The organism is Apilactobacillus kunkeei DSM 12361 = ATCC 700308 (genome assembly GCF_001281265.1).
In the GTDB taxonomy this organism is placed as follows: Bacteria; Bacillota; Bacilli; order Lactobacillales; family Lactobacillaceae; genus Apilactobacillus; species Apilactobacillus kunkeei.
In genome coordinates this window covers 26,073-43,432 of the sequence record NZ_JXDB01000005.1, presented here as the reverse complement: position 1 = coordinate 43,432, position 17,360 = coordinate 26,073, and the positions used below count along the sequence as shown (strand labels likewise).

The window sequence follows — 17,360 nt, the reverse complement described above, 5'->3', positions numbered from 1 at the left end:
CCTAGATTTCGTGATAGATATTGTAAATCTCTTGTTTTTTAACTTTGTGTAGCTTAGCAACCTCTTTGATTGCTGCATTGGTCTTCATGCCCTTACCAATAAACAAGTCTACTTGTTCTTGGATGGATAATCCAGCCAACTCATCTTGTTCCTGGTTTTCTTGGGTGGAGTTTTTATTACCATCAACAATTACCACGAACTCACCACGAACTTGATTTGCTTCGGTCCATTCGATTAGTTCAGAAATACTGCCGCGGTCGAATTCTTCGAACTTCTTGGTTAGTTCCCTGCACAATACCGCCTGACGGTCGGCACCGAATACCTTTTGCATATTCTTAAGAGTCTTGTTTAAACGATGAGGAGCTTCATAGAAAATCAAAGTTTCACTATGCTGGTTAAGTTCTTCTAGTTCGCTAATCTGGTCACTGTTCTTTCGATTTAAAAAACCAAAGAAATAAAATGGTTGTGGAACAAGTCCAGAAGCAATTAGTGCCGTTAATCCAGCATTTGCTCCAGGAAGTGGGACAACATTAATATTATTATCAACACATGCTTTCACTAGTTCTTGCCCGGGATCACTAATTGATGGCATCCCTGCGTCACTAACTTGGGCAACATTTTGGCCGTCATTTAAAGTTTGTACCAATTCATCAATACGGTAGTCTTTATTATCTTCTCGAAAACTGATTTTCTTGGTATCAATCTCAAAATGATTTAACAATTGTTGAGTGTGACTTGGATTTTCAGCAGCAATTAAATCAGCTTCTTTAAGTGTTTTAATTGCTCGAAAAGTCATGTCGTCTAGGTTCCCGATTGGTGTTGGAACTAAATATAATATTCCTTTATCTTGGTTAGCGGTAAAGCTATGTTGTTCTTGCACTTAGACTCCTCCAGATTAACGATTTAAGATTTCATTACAGAAAATACAGCTTTCATCGTTTTCACGATGTGATCCATAAAACTCGATACAGACATGGAATCCTTCATTAAATAAGTGTTCCAAGTTTTCACGAGATTTAGATGAACGTGGTCTGCTCTTCTTATTATCGTTTTCCACATTTTCTTTTTGTTCATTGATGAAATCATGTAGATGTTGGTTTTCAATTCTTAGTTCGGCATTTTCTTCCATTACTTCGGTTAATGCTTTTCGAACTTCAGTGAATTGAGTCAACATTAATTCAGTTTGTGATTCTAAATCCTTGATTCCATCATATAATTCACGTTTCTCCAAACAATTTCACCCCATTTAACTATTTAGTATTTTCATAATTTTTAATGTAGTAGCCTCTAATATATTTTGGAAACTAACATTGACAGCCATTTGGTTGTTGCAGTTTAAGATTACTTCCATAATTTGAATTAGCTTGGCCTCATTGATACTTTCGCTTAGTTGTTCAATGTTTTGGGCTTGTTTTGGAAAGTTATAATCCTTACTTCCAGTATACTTAGCATCTAAAACATCTTCAAATATTGATAGCAGCATATCAATCACTACTTGGCGTTTACTATTATCACTAACTAACGGCATGATATTACTTTGTACCAAAACAAATGAAGTTTTATCTCTTTGAACCAGCATACTGAACCACTGACTAATCGCAGAAATAATCTTGGTTAGCCATTCGTCTTCCTGCCATGCTTGGATGGTCGACATCTGATTGGTTAGTCGTTTAATGATTTTAAACTGACTGGGAATTACTCCTAGGTTGGCCAACTCTTCGTTAAACGCCTTTGTGTTTAGCGGATTTAGATCAACCACCTGGGTTCTAGAGATAATGGTTGGTAGTATTAAATTCTTATTGGTCGTTAGTAGAAACGAAACTATATTAGCGCCAGGTTCTTCAATAAATTTTAATAAGCTGTTTGCGGCTCCGGTAGTCATTTTTTCCGCATCACAAACGATGAAGAACTTCTGATTTCCTTCCAAACCACTTTTGGAAAATTCAGATTTTAGGTATCTGATTTGATCAACCTTGATACTTAATCCATCTGGCTTGATGATGACAACATCTGGATGTTGTTGTTCTGCGATTCTACGACATTCATCACAATGTCCACAGGGCATTGAATCATCGGAAACGTTCTTACAAAACATTCTCATTGTTATAAACAACGCTAATGATAACTTTCCGACCCCTTCTTCACCGTTAAATAGGTAAGAATGGGATAATTCGTGATTGTTCACCACTTGTAAAAATTTTTTCATCAGTGGCTTTTGCTTTTTCTCAGTCTCTTCAATCACTTGATTTTCGGTCATGTTCTTCCCCCATTAGAATCGATAAAAATTATCCATTGGCATTTCCATTACAGTAGCGCCACCTACTTCAATCTTAACTGGATATGATGAGTCTGAAACTCCACCATCCAAATTAACTGGAGGTGTCATGTATTGTTCACGCTTACTTGAAACCTTCTTAATGATGTCTAAGACATCATTAACACGTTCATCTTCAATCCCAATCATAAAGGTAGTGTTTCCTGATTTTAAAAATCCACCGGTAGTTGATAACTTGGTTTGATGAACATTATTCTTAGCAAATGCATTTTGTAGTTTGTTAGCATCTTTATTTTGCACAATTACAATTAAAAGTTTCATTCAAAATCACGTCCCTATTTTTTTAATTCATTTAAATATGGTTGCAAAATTTCTAAAACATTTTGGTATACCGCTTCAATTGATTGTGTAGCATCAACTGACTTGATACGTTCTGGATTAGCCTTTGCTAAACGTTGGTAGGCTGCATGAACCCGATTATGGAAATCGATTGTTTCAACATCCAATCTGTCGACTTCATCTTCCGCCCTATTCTTAGCAATACGCTTTAATCCTTCTTCTACTGGAAGATTAAAGTAGATAGTAAGGTCTGGTAAAAAGCCTTCGGTAGCAAATTGGTTCATTTCATTGATTGCATCTTCACCAATTTCTCTACCTCCACCTTGATATGCGATTGAGCTATCAAGGTAACGATCGCAGATAACTAACTTGTTGTCAGCAATCGCTGGTTTCACTGTTTGCTCAATGTTTTGGCGACGAGCCGCTGCATATAATAATGCTTCAGTTCGCTTGTCCATATCAACATTTTTTCGGTCTAGAATTACTTCACGAATACTTTCAGCGATTGGGTTACCACCAGGTTCTCTACTGGTAACTAACTTGTCGCCCATTTCTTCTTTTAAATAATCTAATACCATGTTCAGGATGGTTGTTTTACCAGCACCATCCGTGCCTTCAAATGTGATAAATTTTCCAGCCATATACTATACCCCTACTTTCATCTTTCTATCTCATTGTACTTTAATTTATTCGTTTCAACAAATGAACAACAAAGAAAAAGTGTCTTATTCCAAAGAATAAAGACACCTTTAGTAATCAATAACAGAAGATTGAATACGATTGTTGGAAACTTTTCTTTCTCTTGCTTCTCGATATAAAAATAGATATTTTTCACGAGCTAAACGAGTTTGGGCAACAATTTCACCGTCAACTTCATAAATTGCTTCTTGGGTTTCAGTAGCTTGGTCCCATTGGTACTTAGCACGATCGATAGAATCCAATAGAAATTCATCATATTGTTTTCCTACGTTGTGTGAAAATCTTGAAAATCCTAACATCAGTATTCACTCCTACATTTCAGTTCGACCAGAAACGGCTCTAGAAAGCGTCATTTCATCAGCATATTCGATATCACTACCGACTGATAATCCATGTGCTAATCTAGTTACTTTAATTCCGGCTGGCTTAACTAAACGTGATAGATACATTGCGGTTGCTTCCCCTTCAGGAGTTGCATTGGTGGCAATGATAATTTCTTTGATTGCTTCGTCGCTTTGCAAACGTTTAATTAGGCTTTTAATATTTAAATCTTCTGGTCCTTTTCCCTCGATTGGAGATAAAACACCATTTAATACATGATATAAACCATGATAATCTTTCATTTTTTCCATTACCATGATGTCTCTTGGCTGTTCAACAACCAAAACAGTCGATTGATCTCTCGTCTTATCACGACAGATAACACACGGATCTTCATCAGTTAAATTTCCGCAAATTGAACAATACATCAACTTGTCCTTGGTTTCCTTCAATGCTGAAGAGAACTTAGCGACGTCGTCTTTGTTCATATCAACTACGAAATATGCCAGTCTAATCGCTGTCTTATGCCCAATCCCTGGTAGACGCATAAAACTGTCGATCAACTTAGCAATCGGTTCAGGATATTGCATAATTAACCTTCTTTATTTAAATTACATTCCTGGAATTCCCATTCCCTTAGTGTACTTACCCATTGAGTCTTGAGTAGTCTTTTCGATTTGTGCAAGTGCATCGTTTACGGCACTGATTACTAAATCTGAAGTCATGTCTGGGTCTTCTGGATCCAATGCTTCTGGTTTAATCTTCATGTCTTTCATCTTGCGGTCACCTGAGAAAGTAACAATTACCATATCTTCAGGGGCTTTTCCAACAAATTCTGTGTTGTTTATTTGTTCTTGTTCAGCACCCATTTGTTTTTGTAGTTGCTTAACTTGTTTCATCATCTTTCCCATGTTCATTCCGTTCATCATAACTATAACAGCTCCTTAATCATCTTTTACATCTATTATATCTTCACCAAAAAGTTGTGTTGCTTGTTTAACTATTTTGGGTTCATTGTCTTGTTTTTCATTATTATTATCATCGTTTTGGTCTGAATTTTCAACACTTGAATTTTCAGATTCTTCTCTAACGTCTTTACCACTATTCTTTTGGGCAACGATGTAACCCTTTCTTATTTCAGGCCATTGTTCAGCCGGGATAAAGACAAAGTCTGGAACGTAGCTCAAAATACGGTCCAATCCATTACCCAAGGCGTCTTGTAGTTCTTCATCAGTACTTGCCTTTTGGAATAGGAATGGATATTCGAATGAAACAACCACACCATCATGACTGGCAGCAACTGGTTTAGAAACATTCATCAATGCACGCTTGGTGACGTCTAGTCCGCTCAATAGTTCATCCCAAATATTTTGAATATTGGTCAAATCTTGACGAGTGGCGTTGTCTAAGACCGGATAAATCTTGGTTAGGTTAACCCTAGCGTTGTTTGAACTACCTGATGGTTTCTTAGCAGCTGGTCTTCTAGCTGGCTCACTAGCAGCATTACCGCCGTTGTTAGCAGAAACACCATTTTTGGTTAGTTCTTCGACTTGTTTTTGTAAACGAGCAACTTGATCATTCAATTGTTGAACCATTTGGTTATCAACGTTTGAAGCACTTGCAGGTTGAAAATCTGGCTGTGATTGTGCTGGCGCTGGACTATCTATTTGTTGGTTATCAGTAGATAACTTAACGGTCAATACATCTAGATAAACGTCTGGATGCATTGTGTATCTCATTTGATTTTGAATGTCGTTTAAATCAACAATCATACGGTAAACTCTTTGTGCATCGACAATTGATGTTAGTTGCTTGAACTCCTCATCAATCACACCTAGTTCTGATTCTTCAACCATTTCAGGTGATTGTTGGTATAACAAGATGTCTTGGCAGTACTTGATTAGGTCTTCGACAAATCTTGCCGCATCTTTACCAGATTCTAGCATTTGTCTGACATCTGATAGTGCATCTTTAACATCATGGTTCACAACATTGGTTAGGTACTTTGATAGTAGTGACTTGGTTACACTTCCAGTTACTTGCAAAGCGTTTTCGTAAGTCACCTTATCAAAGCCAAATGACAATACTTGATCTAGGATACTTAAGGCATCACGCATCCCACCTTCTGCGGCTTTGGCGATGACCTTTAGTGCTTTGTCATCATAATCAATCTTTTTATCGTTTAAAATGAACTCCATTCTGCCTAAGATATCATTTGCGGTGATACGTTTAAAATCAAAACGTTGAACACGTGAAATGATTGTGGCTGGAATCTTTTGTGGTTCGGTTGTGGCTAGAATGAAGATAACGTGTGCAGGTGGTTCTTCCAATGTCTTTAGCAATGCATTGAAAGCCCCTGTTGATAACATATGAACTTCATCAATAATGTACACTTTATAAGTTGCCTGAGTTGGGGCATATTTGGCCTTATCTCTGACATCTCTAATTTCTTCAACTCCATTATTAGAGGCCGCATCAATTTCAATAACATCATTTAGCGTTCCGTTTGTAATACTTTCACAAATTTCACATTCGTTGCAAGGTTCCCCATCTTTTTGGTTTGGACAGTTAATTGCCTTTGCCAAAATTTTCGCAGCGGAAGTTTTTCCAGTTCCCCTAGGACCTGCAAATAAATAAGCATGACTCAATTGATTGGTGACAATCGCATTTTTCAATGTGGTGGTAATAACATCTTGACCAATCACATCGTCAAAACGTTGCGGTCTCCATACACGGTATAAAGCTTGGTAACTCATGGAAAACTTCCTTTCAAAAAACTAGTTAACTACATTATATATTCTATTCAATAATTATTCCATTATCGTTTTTGCATCATAGATAAAAAAATCTCCTAGCCAGCATTTGACTAGGAGTTTGTTTGTATAAAAAACAAGAAGCACAAGCGTAGAATACTTAGTGCTGCTTCCTCTCGGATCTGACACGGTTCGTAAACACAACTTTGCTTCAAGGCCTTACGGCAATAATTATATTAACTTATTCAGGATTATTTTTCAAGCTTATTTCTCTTTTTCTTAGCTTCTTTACTTCTTTTGCGTGCTTCTTTAAAAAAAGACTTCATTAATTTCCTAGCATTATCAGCCAACAAACCACCTAAAACATTAACCTGATGATTTAAACGACTGTCTTCTAAAACATGATATAGGCTTTCGGCAGCACCGGCCTTAATATCGTTAGCACCATAGTAAACATTCTTAATTCTGGAATTGATGATTGCTCCAGCACACATTAAACACGGCTCAATAGTTACATATAGGTCACAGTCTTCCAAGCGCCAACTATGCAAGCGACGACATGCTTCATCAATGGCAACGACTTCGGCATGATCTAATGCATTATTGCTTAACTCACGGAGATTATGTCCTCTACCAATAATATCACCATCTTTAACAACAATTGCTCCAATCGGAACCTCATTTATCATGTATGCTTTCTTTGCTTCAAATAAAGCTTCTTTCATATAGTACTCTTTTGTCTTATCCATTAAATACACTTTCCAATATATAGTAACCTTTGTTCTTCTTGATAATTTCACAATTACCAAATAATGATTGCATTAACTTCTTCGCAGATGGCGCACCTTGTTTCTTTTGTAATACCACAGTTAGTGTTCCATTTGGCAATAAATGATTAATAGCACCTGAAATCATACCATCAACAATATCCTTTCCTGCTCTTACTGGCGGGTTGGTAATAATTGCAGCAAAGTTATCTGTGACATTTTCATAAACATTAGAATTATGAATCAAAACATTTGAGACATAATTTTGTTCCGCATTCTTTACAGCTAATTCTAGTGCTAAATTATTAACGTCTACCATTTCAAATGTTCTATCAGGGTAATGCTTGGCTAACGCGATTGCCATGGGTCCATATCCACATCCTAAATCTAGGACATTTCCGTCAGGAATTTTATCAAAATTAACGCTTTCAACTAAAGTTTTCGAACCAAAATCAACAGTTCTTTTTGAGAAAACTCCGTTATCAGTAGTAAAGGTCAATGTGTTATTTAATAAATCAAAATTCCATGTATGAAGTTCGTGTACAACATGTGGATTAGGTGTATAATAAAATTCGTTCATTTCAAATCAGATCCTCGTAAAAAATTTTTTAAATTCGCTAAGACACTGTATCTAGTAGATTAGGAACATTTCGACCACTAAATATGGTGTTTTTTATTTGATTTTTTTCTGTTCTGGTGTAAACTTTTATATATAAATTAAACGGAAATATCTTACATATTTCGATTGAAATGTAATACATATTTCTTCAAAAGAAAGGGAGCAATACCATGGCACAAGTAACCGTATACTCAAAGAATAATTGCATGCAATGCAAGATGACTAAGCGCTTTTTAAGCGAACACGATATTGATTTTATTGAAAGAAACATTAACGAAGAACCCGAATATGTTTCATATCTAAAATCAAAAGGTTTCATGTCACTACCAGTTGTAGAAGCAGATGGTATTGACTCAATTTCCGGATTTAGACCAGATCAATTAAGCCAACTAGCTTAATTTCAAATTACGTATTATTCATTATAATATAAAATGTTGTTTTTGGCGAAACCGCTAATGGTCTCGCCTTATTTTTTCTCAAGTTTAATTTTACTAATGAAAGAGTGGTTTAAGCATGTCGTTGAAAGATTTGAAGGACGTAACATATTACGACCTAAATAATGAGATTAACATCCCTAAGGATGATAAGATTCAATTAAATAAAGATAAAGAAGCTCTTGAAGCCTTCATCAAAGAAAACGTTGAACCTAACCTAAAGAAATTTGGTTCTCTAAAAGAAAAGTTCGATTTTTTAATCGATAATGATTACCTTGAAGAAGAATTCATCAACAAATATGACTTTTCATTTATTGAAAAAATCTACGACTACTTGGAAAGTCAAAATTTTAAGTTCAAATCTTTTATGGCTGCATATAAATTCTATGCTCAATATGCCCTAAAAACCGATGATGGTAACTACTACCTAGAACAATTCATCGATCGTGTTGCTATCAACGCACTATACTTTGCTGATGGTGATGAAGAACTTGCTATGAACTTAGCAGATGAAATTGTTCACCAAAGATACCAACCAGCCACCCCTTCTTTCCTAAATGCCGGAAGAAAACGTCGTGGTGAATTCGTATCATGTTTCTTAATTCAACCTACTGACGATATGAACACTATTGGTAGAACTATTAACTCAGCGCTACAACTATCGCGTATTGGTGGTGGTGTTGGAATTAACCTTTCTAACCTACGTGCTGCTGGTGATCCAATTAAGCATATTGAAGGTGCTGCTTCTGGTGTTGTTCCAGTCATGAAACTTCTAGAAGACAGTTTTTCATACTCAAATCAACTAGGACAAAGACAAGGTGCGGGTGCAGTATACTTAAATGTATTCCATCCAGATATCATTTCATTCCTTTCAGCTAAGAAGGAAAATGCAGATGAAAAGATTCGTGTTAAGACACTTTCACTTGCCGTTACTGTTCCTGACAAGTTCTATGAACTTGCACAAAATGATGATGAAATGTACCTTTTCAGTCCATACGATGTTGAAAGGATTTACGGCGTTCCATTCTCATACGTTGATATCACCAAAGAATACGACAACATGGTCGCAAACGATGAAATCAAGAAAACTAAGATTAACGCTCGTGAATTAGAAACTGAAATTAGTAAATTACAACAAGAATCAGGTTATCCTTACATCATTAACATCGATACTGTTAACAAGGAAAACCCTATTGACGGTAAGATTGTTATGAGTAACCTATGTTCAGAAATTATGCAAGTACAAGAACCTTCTACTGTTGATAATGAACAACACTATGAAAAACTTGGTACTGATGTATCATGTAACTTAGGTTCAACTAATATCGTTAACTTGATGGCTAGTCCTGACTTTGGTAAGTCTGTTGACGCAATGGTTCGTGCCTTAACTTTCGTTACTGATCATTCAGACATCAACGTTGTTCCATCAATTCAACGTGGTAACGCCCTATCACACAGTATTGGTCTTGGGGGAATGGGTCTTCACAGCTTCTTAGCTAAAAACCAAATCGAATACGGTTCTGACGAAGCAATCGAATTCACAGGTGTTTACTTCATGCTATTAAACTACTGGACTTTAGTTGCATCCAACAAGATTGCTGCTGAAAGAAACGAAACTTTCCACAACTTTGATAAAAGTAAATATGCTGATGGTTCATACTTCGATAGATACACTACCGAAGACTGGGGTCCAAAATCTGACCGCGTAAAAGAACTATTCGATGGCATCTTTGTTCCAAACCAAAGTGATTGGGAAGAACTAAAACAAGCTGTTATGAAAGATGGTTTATACCACCAAAACAGAATGGCTGTTGCACCAAACGGTTCAATCTCATACATTAATGATTCAACTGCTAGTTTGCACCCTATCATTAGTCGTATCGAAGAAAGATATGAATCAAAGACTGGTAAGATTTACTACCCAGCTCCATACCTATCAAACGAAACTCTTAAGTACTACAAGTCTGCTTATGACATTGACATGAGAAAAGTTATTGATACTTACGCTGCTGCTCAAAAACACGTTGATCAAAGTATGAGTCTTACTCTATTCATGCGTTCAACAATTCCTGAAGGTCTATACGAATGGAAGAACGGTAGAACTGATAAAATGACTACTCGTGATTTAACTATCCTACGTAACTACGCTCACGCTAAAGGCATTAAGTCACTATACTATGTCAGAACTTACACTGATGATAACCAAGAAGTCGGTGTTAACGAATGTGAAAGTTGTTCAATCTAATTAGTTAGGAGAATTTATACAATGGATAATTACAAAGCTATCAACTGGAATGCTGTAAGCGACCAAATTGATAAAGCGACATGGGAAAAACTAACCGAACAATTCTGGTTAGATACTAGAATCCCTTTATCTAACGATTTAGCTGATTGGAGAACGTTAGATGACGATCACAAATGGCTAGTTGGTCATGTCTTTGGTGGTCTAACTTTACTTGATACCCTACAATCACAAGACGGTATGGCCGCTCTTAGAAAAGATGTTGCCACTCAACACGAAACTGCCGTTTTAAACAATATTCAATTCATGGAATCTGTCCATGCTAAGAGTTACTCATCAATCTTTTCTACCTTAAACACTCCTGACGAAATCTCAGAAATTTTTGACTGGAGTGATTCAGAAGAATTCCTTCAAAACAAGGCTAAGAAGATTTATGACTTATATCATGATGATTCAAACCCATTGAAGAAAAAGATTTCAAGTGTATTCCTAGAAACCTTCTTATTCTATTCCGGTTTCTACACCCCACTATGGTACTTAGGTCACAACAAGTTACCTAACGTTGCCGAAATCATTAAGTTAATTCTTCGTGATGAATCTGTTCACGGAACTTACATTGGTTACAAGTTCCAACTTGGTTTCAACCAATTAGGTGAAAACGAACAACAAGATTTAAAAGATTGGATGTACAACTTCTTGTATGACTTATACGAAAACGAAGAAAAGTACACTCACATTCTATATGATCAAGTCGGTTGGGCTGATGATGTATTGAAGTTCATCAGATATAATGCCAACAAGGCACTTATGAACTTAGGTCAAGATCCACTATTCCCTGATAACGCTGAAGACGTTGACCCAATCGTTATGAATGGTATCTCAACATCGACAGCTAACCATGACTTCTTCTCACAAGTCGGTAACGGTTACCGTCTAGGTGAAGTTGAAGCTATGAAGGATGACGATTACAAAATTTGGTATCCAAAAGATAAAAAATAATTATAAATAAAAAAGAGGATGAAGTTTAATTACTTCACCCTCTTTTTTATTCTGTTAGATGCAAAAAAATACCTGATACAGAATTATTAATATCTATATCAGGTATTTTTATTTACTCAATTTAAGTCTGCTAAAATGGCCTATTTTTTGAATAATTTCTTCCAAATTGATTTCTTTTCACATGGTGTATCTTCAACATGTTCATTTACTAATACTAATAATTGAAGCATGGTGAATACTAGTGAGTTTCCACGACGGTATGAGATGTACTTAGGTGTCCATTCACTAACGTATTTTTCCTTGTAAGATCTTAATCCTTGAAAACTGTAGAATGCAGTTCCATATTTGTAGATTAAGTTAGAAATCTTTTCGTCAATGAAACTATATCTAGATTCCCCAACGTTTGATAATGGAGCCATTCCAAGGTTGAAATACTTGTAGCCTTCATCCTTTACATAGTTGAACAAGTTAATGAAGATTCCATCCATGATTCCTGATGGTGCATCTTCGCTTGATCTCATCAAATCAATTGATGTCATTTCATGATCACCAGTTGGCATGATGTTGGCAAAAGCAACAACCTTGTTATCCTTATCCTTCATTACAGCAATTGGTGCTTGGTTTAGGTAGTAACTGTCAAAGTATCCTAATGAGAATCCCTTTTCTGGTTTACCCTTCAACCAGTTATCAGATACCTCTCTTAATTCATCAATGAATGAATTTGAGAAAGGAGGTTGAATAATTTCAAATTTATATTCGTCACGGTCGAATTTATTCATCAAGGCTCTTTCACCACGATGTTTCTTACCGGCAATTGAGAATGTATCTAAGGCCACGTGGCCTTCTTCCCCTGCCTTGGTAAAACTAAATCCTTTTTCGTGAAGTAACATTGTTAGCTCTTCACCGATTTCATAGAAAACAAGTGAGTAACCAATGTTGTCACTATCTTCGATGAACTTATCAATCGCGTTTTCAAGTTTATCCATGTTACCAATTGGTTCACCCATGATCATAATCTTGTTAGCACGACATTTGTACATGAAGAATAGTTGGTCTTTACCATCTTCTTGGTAGAAGTAGATGCTCTTGTCACGAACATAAGCTAAGTGGCTTACTTCGTTTCCACCAAATTCATTAATAACGTTAGATACTCTATCACCATCAAATGGTTGGTTTAACCAATCGACTTTTGAGTATGATAAGAAACGGAATGTTAGAACCAAGATTAGGAAGGCTAAAATCAATCCTAATAAACCAGCAAACCATACTTGAGGTGATGGTAATAAGTATGAGTTAGTCCAGTGGAATACCGCAAACTTGAAGTTTGTTAGTAATCCAATGATTAGGTATACGACAAACGCACTAACGAATATTAGTAAATCAATTAACGCATGTCCCCATGAGTATGTGAACTTTTGTCTGTATAATACCTTGTAACTTAACCATAGGCAGCCAAGTAGAATTACTGACATAACTACCATATTGGTTGGGAAGTCTTCCTTCCAAAGTGTGTTCCATAAGGCAATTACTAAAATGACCGCTGTTGGCCAGAATGCCTTCTTCACCTTTGAACCAAATCCACGCGCAAAACCAATTAATAGGAATGCAACGATAACAGTACTTAGTTGATCTAAGAAGTAGAACGAATATGGTTCAAGTGAAATATAGAATCTATTAACTAATACTAAGTTAGGAATAACGGCTAGTAGTAGCATCATGATTCCTGAAAAGTACATAAAAATAGTAATAAACATGTGAGCTAATCTTTGTAGAATTAGCTTTGGAATACCATCTAAGAAGTTGTTGAAACGTTGGAATACGTCTACTACTAAGAAGATAATTCCCAAGAATACAGGGAAAATGTAGTAGAAAGCACGGTATAGGATTAACCAAACAGCTGCGTCACTTGGTCTAACACCAATGAACATCAATCCAACTAGCATGGTTCCTTCAAAACTTCCAAGTCCCCCAGGAACTAATGAAGCAACCCCTACTACGTTTGCAACAACAAATACTGGAAATACGGCAAGCAGGTTAATTGGTTGGTGCATGAATGCACCAATTGCCATGAATAATCCAGCACAACCTAACCATTCTAGACATGATCCAACGATTAATTGGATTTCTAGTTTAGCGGTTAAGTCCTTGAAATAATCAGAATCATTTAAGCGTGTGATGATAAACAAAATTGGGAAGTATAGTCCTCCAAGAACTAGTACAATCCACCACCACCAATCATGACTGTTAGTTCCAAAACCAAAACTAAACATCATGATAATGGCTATCCAACAGTATGTGGATAGTCCGGCTAATAAGAAAATAACAATCTTAGAGATTGCATATAATATTTGTTTTTTAGTTGCGTTTTCACTGTAAAAACTAGAACGCATACTTGCGCCTAACACACCACCGAAACCAGCAATATTAGTAAGTGTATTGGTAATCCACCCCGTCTTTATGATATATGATTTTTTAAACTTACCCGGTAGAAAATCAACGATTGTAAAATCATATATTAACATCGGTGAAACTGCGATAAATCCCAAAATTATCATGATAACAATAGACACTGGTGATAGTCTTGAAAAACTTTCAGCCATTTGTCTTCCACTAATTTCCTTTGAAACAGAAAAGATAACGTGTACAACAACAGCTAAAACGAATACCACGAATAGGACTTTTACTAAAGTCATATGTCGATTGATCCAATCTCCACATTTCTTAAATAAAGCTTTCAATTATGTTTCCTCCATAAATCTTATTAACACTATTATCTCAATTAATAATTGTTGGCACAAGACTTTATATGAAAATATGTACAAAAAAAGGAACGTGTGATAAATCACACGTTCCTTTAAAGGGAAATTACTTAAGAGTAACTTCTGCACCAACTTCTTCAAGTTTTGCCTTGATGTCGTTAGCTTCGTCTTCTTTAGCGTCTTCTTTAATTACTGAAGGAGCACCATCAACTAAGTCCTTTGAGTCCTTTAGACCTAGACCAGTGATTTCACGTACAACCTTGATTGCTTTAACCTTTTGGCTACCAGCAGAAGTTAGTTCTACAGTGAATGAGTCCTTAGCAGCACCATCAGCACCACCAGCGGCTGGAGCAACAGCTGCAGCAGCAGTAACGTCGAATTCTTCTTCAATTGCCTTAACTAAGTCGTTTAGGTCAGTGATTGAAGCTTCTTTAATTTGTTCAATAATGTTATCTTTATCAAAAGCCATTTTAATTTCCTCCAATTTGGATAGTTATAATTTTATATTATGAGCTTAGGCTGCGTCGCCATCGCCCTTTTCTGCAACTGCCTTAACGGCAATAGCAAACTTGCGAACAGGTGATTGTAACATGCTTGCAAGGATAGAGATTGATTCGTCGCGACTTGGTAATGAAGCGAATTCATCAATTTCTTGTAGAGTAGCAATCTTGTTTTCAAGAATACCACCCTTGATTTCAACAGCTTCAGTGTTATCAGCAAAATGCTTTAATACCTTAGCTGGAGCAATAGGATCTTCATCAGAGAATGCTACGGCAGTAGGACCCTTGAATAAGTCACCTAATTCTTCGTAACCTGCTTCCTTAGATGCACGTACAGCAATGTTATTCTTGATAACACTGAATGAAACACCTGCATCACGTAATTGCTTACGTAGGTCAGTTACTTCAGCAACGTTTAAACCACGGTAGTTAACAACAATAGCAGTAGTAGCATTGTTGAATTGTTCTGTAACAGCTTCTACACGTTTAGCTTTAGCGTCGATTACTTCTTTCTTTGGCATTGTTTCACCTCCCAATATTTTTTGGGATTTAATAAAAAATCCCTATGCCACCTAGACATAGAGAAACCGTTTTAAGTGTCCTCGTTGGGATATTAAGGTACAAGTACCACCCAAGTCTTAGGTAGATATCAATTTTTATAACAAATAGTAGTTTACTATATATATAAACTTTGGTCAATAGGGATTTTCAAATTCCAAATTAATTACTTAACTTTAGAATGATTCTAGATCAACCTTTACACCAGGTCCAAAGGTTGTTGAAACTGATAGGTTACTGATGTAAGTACCACGAACTGAAGCTGGACGGTTCTTAACAATCAAGTCTTCAATAGCCTTGAAGTTACCAACTAGCTTGTCAGCATCGAATGATGACTTACCGATGATAACTGCAACGTTTCCGTCACGGTCGGTACGGTAAGTAACCTTACCTGACTTAGAATCAGATACGGCCTTCTTAACATCCATAGTAACTGTACCAGTCTTAGGGTTTGGCATTAAGTTCTTTGGTCCAAGAACACGACCTAGACGACCAACTTGAGCCATCATGTCTGGTGTTGCAATAGCAACATCAAAGTCTAACCAACCGTTTTGGATTTTTTCAGCTAGGTCTGCTTCACCAACAAAGTCAGCGCCGGCTTCTTCAGCTTCCTTAGCCTTGTCACCCTTAGCAAATACAACAACTTTTTGGTCTTTACCTGTACCGTTTGGTAAGACAACAGCACCACGTAATTGTTGATCAGCTTGTTTAGTGTCAACATTTAAGTTAAATACAACTTCAACAGTCGAATCGAACTTAGCAAAATCAATTTTCTTTACAAGATCAACAGCTTCTTCAACTGAGTAAGCCTTGTTACGGTCTACTTGTTTTAAAGCATCTTGATACTTTTTACCTCTTTTTTGAGCCATCTGTGTTTTCCTCCTTGCAATTGTGGTTGTAACGGATAAACCTCCCACATAACACCTAAATAATAGGTGTTATGGTACTACAGTATAGAAATGAATGTTGAATTAACCTTCAACAGTGAATCCCATACTACGTGCAGTACCTTCGATCATACGCATTGCGGCTTCAACATCAGCTGCGTTTAGATCTTTCATCTTAGTTTCGGCGATTTCCTTAACTTGGTCCTTAGTTACACTAGCAACCTTGTTAGTGTTTGGTTCACCAGAACCATGTTCAACACCAGCAGCCTTCTTCAATAGAATTGAAGCAGGTGGTGTCTTAGTAATGAAATCGAATGAACGATCTTCATATACAGAAATCACAACTGGAATCAAGTATCCTGCTTGATCAGCAGTACGAGCGTTGAATTCCTTAGTGAATCCCATAATGTTAATACCAGCTTGACCCAATGCAGGTCCAACTGGAGGAGCAGGTGTTGCTTTACCCGCAGGAATTTGCAATTTAACTACGTTAGCTACTTTTTTAGCCACGAGACATACCTCCTTAAGTCCGTGTGTGGTAAAAATTGGAGATGAGATTTCTCCTCCCACTTAAGTATGCATAAACATACAACAAATAATATATCACGTTTAAATATTTTTAACAACCCAATTTTTTATCTAATTGGTTGTACTTGGTTAAAGTTTAGTTCAGCAGTAGTTGCACGACCGAACATATCAATATTAACCTTCAACTTACCTTTTTCGTCATCTTTTTCGATAACCTTACCTGAAAGATCAGCAAAGGCACCGTCAATAATAGTAATTGTGTCTCCCACTTCAGCATCCAACTCTTGCTTTTCTTGAGAAACGCCAAGACGACTTAGAACTAGTTCTACTTCATCTGGTAGCAATGGAGTTGGCTTACTTCCTTGACCATGTGATCCGATAAATCCAGTAACTCCTGGAGTATTTCTAACGATGTACCATGCTTCGTCAGTCATAACCATTTCTACTAGAACATAACCAGGGAAAGTCTTTTCCATCTTAGCCTTGTCTACACCATCTTTAACTTCGTGTTCTTCTGTTTCTGGAACAACTACTCTAAAGATAAAGTTTGACATACCCATTGATTCCTTACGTGAATCAAGGTTAGCCTTAACTTTGTTTTCGTATCCTGAGTAAGTATGAATAACATACCATTGCTTTTCTGCTGATTCCATTAAAATTAGCTCCCTTTTTGATTTTTT

Annotated in this window: 20 protein-coding genes, 1 other RNA gene and 1 other annotated feature; of the genes, 3 read left to right on the top strand and 18 right to left on the bottom strand. The window is 36.5% G+C overall.

From position 1 onward, the window contains the following. Position 1 precedes the first annotated feature (1 nt). From rsmI to RZ79_RS01820, 12 genes are all read right to left on the bottom strand, one after another. Complete coding sequence (gene rsmI / locus RZ79_RS01870; RefSeq protein ID WP_054449749.1) at positions 2-880, bottom strand: 16S rRNA (cytidine(1402)-2'-O)-methyltransferase; 879 nt, start codon at positions 878-880, stop codon at positions 2-4. A 15-nt stretch (positions 881-895) separates the two neighbouring features. Continuing rightward, the gene (locus RZ79_RS01865; protein WP_053795204.1) at positions 896-1,231 is read right to left on the bottom strand and encodes a DNA replication initiation control protein YabA; all 336 of its coding nucleotides are present in this window, start codon (positions 1,229-1,231) and stop codon (positions 896-898) included. A gap of 15 nt (positions 1,232-1,246) precedes the next feature. Beyond that, entirely contained in the window at positions 1,247-2,257 is a 1,011-nt protein-coding gene (gene holB, locus RZ79_RS01860) for a DNA polymerase III subunit delta' (RefSeq protein ID WP_054449748.1), read from the bottom strand. A 12-nt stretch (positions 2,258-2,269) separates the two neighbouring features. Then, positions 2,270-2,596, bottom strand: a complete 327-nt coding sequence (locus tag RZ79_RS01855) for a cyclic-di-AMP receptor (RefSeq protein WP_034531916.1) — start codon at positions 2,594-2,596, stop codon at positions 2,270-2,272. A 14-nt stretch (positions 2,597-2,610) separates the two neighbouring features. Continuing rightward, entirely contained in the window at positions 2,611-3,255 is a 645-nt protein-coding gene (gene tmk / locus RZ79_RS01850) for a dTMP kinase (protein ID WP_054449747.1), read from the bottom strand. Between the two features lie 108 nt (positions 3,256-3,363). Then, on the bottom strand, positions 3,364-3,612 hold the full coding sequence (locus RZ79_RS01845; protein WP_034531914.1) for a YaaL family protein: 249 nt from the start codon (positions 3,610-3,612) through the stop codon (positions 3,364-3,366). Between the two features lie 12 nt (positions 3,613-3,624). Continuing rightward, a complete protein-coding gene (gene recR / locus RZ79_RS01840; protein WP_034531913.1) occupies positions 3,625-4,224 on the bottom strand; it encodes a recombination mediator RecR in 600 nt (199 codons plus the stop codon). A gap of 21 nt (positions 4,225-4,245) precedes the next feature. After that, entirely contained in the window at positions 4,246-4,563 is a 318-nt protein-coding gene (locus RZ79_RS01835) for a YbaB/EbfC family nucleoid-associated protein (protein ID WP_054449746.1), read from the bottom strand. A gap of 15 nt (positions 4,564-4,578) precedes the next feature. Then, positions 4,579-6,390, bottom strand: a complete 1,812-nt coding sequence (gene dnaX / locus RZ79_RS01830) for a DNA polymerase III subunit gamma/tau (protein WP_054449745.1) — start codon at positions 6,388-6,390, stop codon at positions 4,579-4,581. Positions 6,391-6,514: 124 nt separating this feature from the next. Next, positions 6,515-6,611, bottom strand: an RNA gene (gene ffs, locus RZ79_RS07135) — signal recognition particle sRNA small type. Between the two features lie 27 nt (positions 6,612-6,638). Further along, the gene (tadA, locus tag RZ79_RS01825; protein WP_054449744.1) at positions 6,639-7,136 is read right to left on the bottom strand and encodes a tRNA adenosine(34) deaminase TadA; all 498 of its coding nucleotides are present in this window, start codon (positions 7,134-7,136) and stop codon (positions 6,639-6,641) included. Further along, the gene (locus RZ79_RS01820) at positions 7,129-7,734 is read right to left on the bottom strand and encodes a class I SAM-dependent methyltransferase (protein ID WP_054449743.1); all 606 of its coding nucleotides are present in this window, start codon (positions 7,732-7,734) and stop codon (positions 7,129-7,131) included. The genes tadA and RZ79_RS01820 overlap by 8 nt, the downstream gene beginning before the upstream one ends. Positions 7,735-7,943: 209 nt before the next feature. Between RZ79_RS01820 and RZ79_RS01815 the strand changes: the two genes are divergently transcribed. The 3 genes from RZ79_RS01815 to nrdF all read left to right on the top strand — a co-directional run bounded on the left by RZ79_RS01815 (position 7,944) and on the right by nrdF (position 11,448). Next, positions 7,944-8,171, top strand: a complete 228-nt coding sequence (locus RZ79_RS01815) for a redoxin NrdH (protein WP_034531908.1) — start codon at positions 7,944-7,946, stop codon at positions 8,169-8,171. Between the two features lie 115 nt (positions 8,172-8,286). Beyond that, entirely contained in the window at positions 8,287-10,452 is a 2,166-nt protein-coding gene (gene nrdE / locus RZ79_RS01810) for a class 1b ribonucleoside-diphosphate reductase subunit alpha (protein ID WP_054449742.1), read from the top strand. Between the two features lie 21 nt (positions 10,453-10,473). Continuing rightward, positions 10,474-11,448, top strand: a complete 975-nt coding sequence (gene nrdF / locus RZ79_RS01805; RefSeq protein ID WP_054449741.1) for a class 1b ribonucleoside-diphosphate reductase subunit beta — start codon at positions 10,474-10,476, stop codon at positions 11,446-11,448. 140 nt (positions 11,449-11,588) lie between these two features. Here the strand turns inward: nrdF and mprF are convergent, their stop codons facing one another. The 6 genes from mprF to nusG form a co-directional block, all read right to left on the bottom strand. Then, positions 11,589-14,186 (bottom strand): bifunctional lysylphosphatidylglycerol flippase/synthetase MprF, encoded by a 2,598-nt coding sequence (gene mprF / locus RZ79_RS01800; protein ID WP_191978967.1) that lies wholly within the window; start codon positions 14,184-14,186, stop codon positions 11,589-11,591. A gap of 127 nt (positions 14,187-14,313) precedes the next feature. Then, positions 14,314-14,676 (bottom strand): 50S ribosomal protein L7/L12, encoded by a 363-nt coding sequence (gene rplL, locus RZ79_RS01795; RefSeq protein WP_034531905.1) that lies wholly within the window; start codon positions 14,674-14,676, stop codon positions 14,314-14,316. Positions 14,677-14,721: 45 nt separating this feature from the next. Further along, complete coding sequence (rplJ, locus tag RZ79_RS01790; protein WP_053795195.1) at positions 14,722-15,228, bottom strand: 50S ribosomal protein L10; 507 nt, start codon at positions 15,226-15,228, stop codon at positions 14,722-14,724. A 24-nt stretch (positions 15,229-15,252) separates the two neighbouring features. Then, positions 15,253-15,368, bottom strand: a sequence feature (ribosomal protein L10 leader region). Positions 15,369-15,441: 73 nt separating this feature from the next. After that, a complete protein-coding gene (gene rplA / locus RZ79_RS01785) occupies positions 15,442-16,134 on the bottom strand; it encodes a 50S ribosomal protein L1 (RefSeq protein ID WP_034531903.1) in 693 nt (230 codons plus the stop codon). A gap of 102 nt (positions 16,135-16,236) precedes the next feature. Beyond that, a complete protein-coding gene (rplK, locus tag RZ79_RS01780) occupies positions 16,237-16,662 on the bottom strand; it encodes a 50S ribosomal protein L11 (protein ID WP_034531902.1) in 426 nt (141 codons plus the stop codon). Positions 16,663-16,787: 125 nt separating this feature from the next. Next, complete coding sequence (nusG, locus tag RZ79_RS01775) at positions 16,788-17,333, bottom strand: transcription termination/antitermination protein NusG (RefSeq protein ID WP_034531901.1); 546 nt, start codon at positions 17,331-17,333, stop codon at positions 16,788-16,790. Between the last annotated feature and the right edge of the window lie 27 nt (positions 17,334-17,360).

Bases quoted from the DNA above. Each gene is read 5' to 3' on its own strand.
- rplA (WP_034531903.1), bottom strand. From the start codon at position 16,134: ATGGCTCAAAAAAGAGGTAAAAAGTATCAAGATGCTTTAAAACAAGTA.
- nrdF (WP_054449741.1), top strand. From the start codon at position 10,474: ATGGATAATTACAAAGCTATCAACTGGAATGCTGTAAGCGACCAAATT.
- RZ79_RS01820 (WP_054449743.1), bottom strand. From the start codon at position 7,734: ATGAACGAATTTTATTATACACCTAATCCACATGTTGTACACGAACTT.
- holB (WP_054449748.1), bottom strand. From the start codon at position 2,257: ATGACCGAAAATCAAGTGATTGAAGAGACTGAGAAAAAGCAAAAGCCA.
- tmk (WP_054449747.1), bottom strand. From the start codon at position 3,255: ATGGCTGGAAAATTTATCACATTTGAAGGCACGGATGGTGCTGGTAAA.
- nusG (WP_034531901.1), bottom strand. From the start codon at position 17,333: ATGGAATCAGCAGAAAAGCAATGGTATGTTATTCATACTTACTCAGGA.
- rplJ (WP_053795195.1), bottom strand. From the start codon at position 15,228: ATGCCAAAGAAAGAAGTAATCGACGCTAAAGCTAAACGTGTAGAAGCT.
- nrdE (WP_054449742.1), top strand. From the start codon at position 8,287: ATGTCGTTGAAAGATTTGAAGGACGTAACATATTACGACCTAAATAAT.
- RZ79_RS01815 (WP_034531908.1), top strand. From the start codon at position 7,944: ATGGCACAAGTAACCGTATACTCAAAGAATAATTGCATGCAATGCAAG.
- dnaX (WP_054449745.1), bottom strand. From the start codon at position 6,390: ATGAGTTACCAAGCTTTATACCGTGTATGGAGACCGCAACGTTTTGAC.
- recR (WP_034531913.1), bottom strand. From the start codon at position 4,224: ATGCAATATCCTGAACCGATTGCTAAGTTGATCGACAGTTTTATGCGT.
- RZ79_RS01855 (WP_034531916.1), bottom strand. From the start codon at position 2,596: ATGAAACTTTTAATTGTAATTGTGCAAAATAAAGATGCTAACAAACTA.
- RZ79_RS01845 (WP_034531914.1), bottom strand. From the start codon at position 3,612: ATGTTAGGATTTTCAAGATTTTCACACAACGTAGGAAAACAATATGAT.
- tadA (WP_054449744.1), bottom strand. From the start codon at position 7,136: ATGGATAAGACAAAAGAGTACTATATGAAAGAAGCTTTATTTGAAGCA.
- rplL (WP_034531905.1), bottom strand. From the start codon at position 14,676: ATGGCTTTTGATAAAGATAACATTATTGAACAAATTAAAGAAGCTTCA.
- RZ79_RS01835 (WP_054449746.1), bottom strand. From the start codon at position 4,563: ATGATGAACGGAATGAACATGGGAAAGATGATGAAACAAGTTAAGCAA.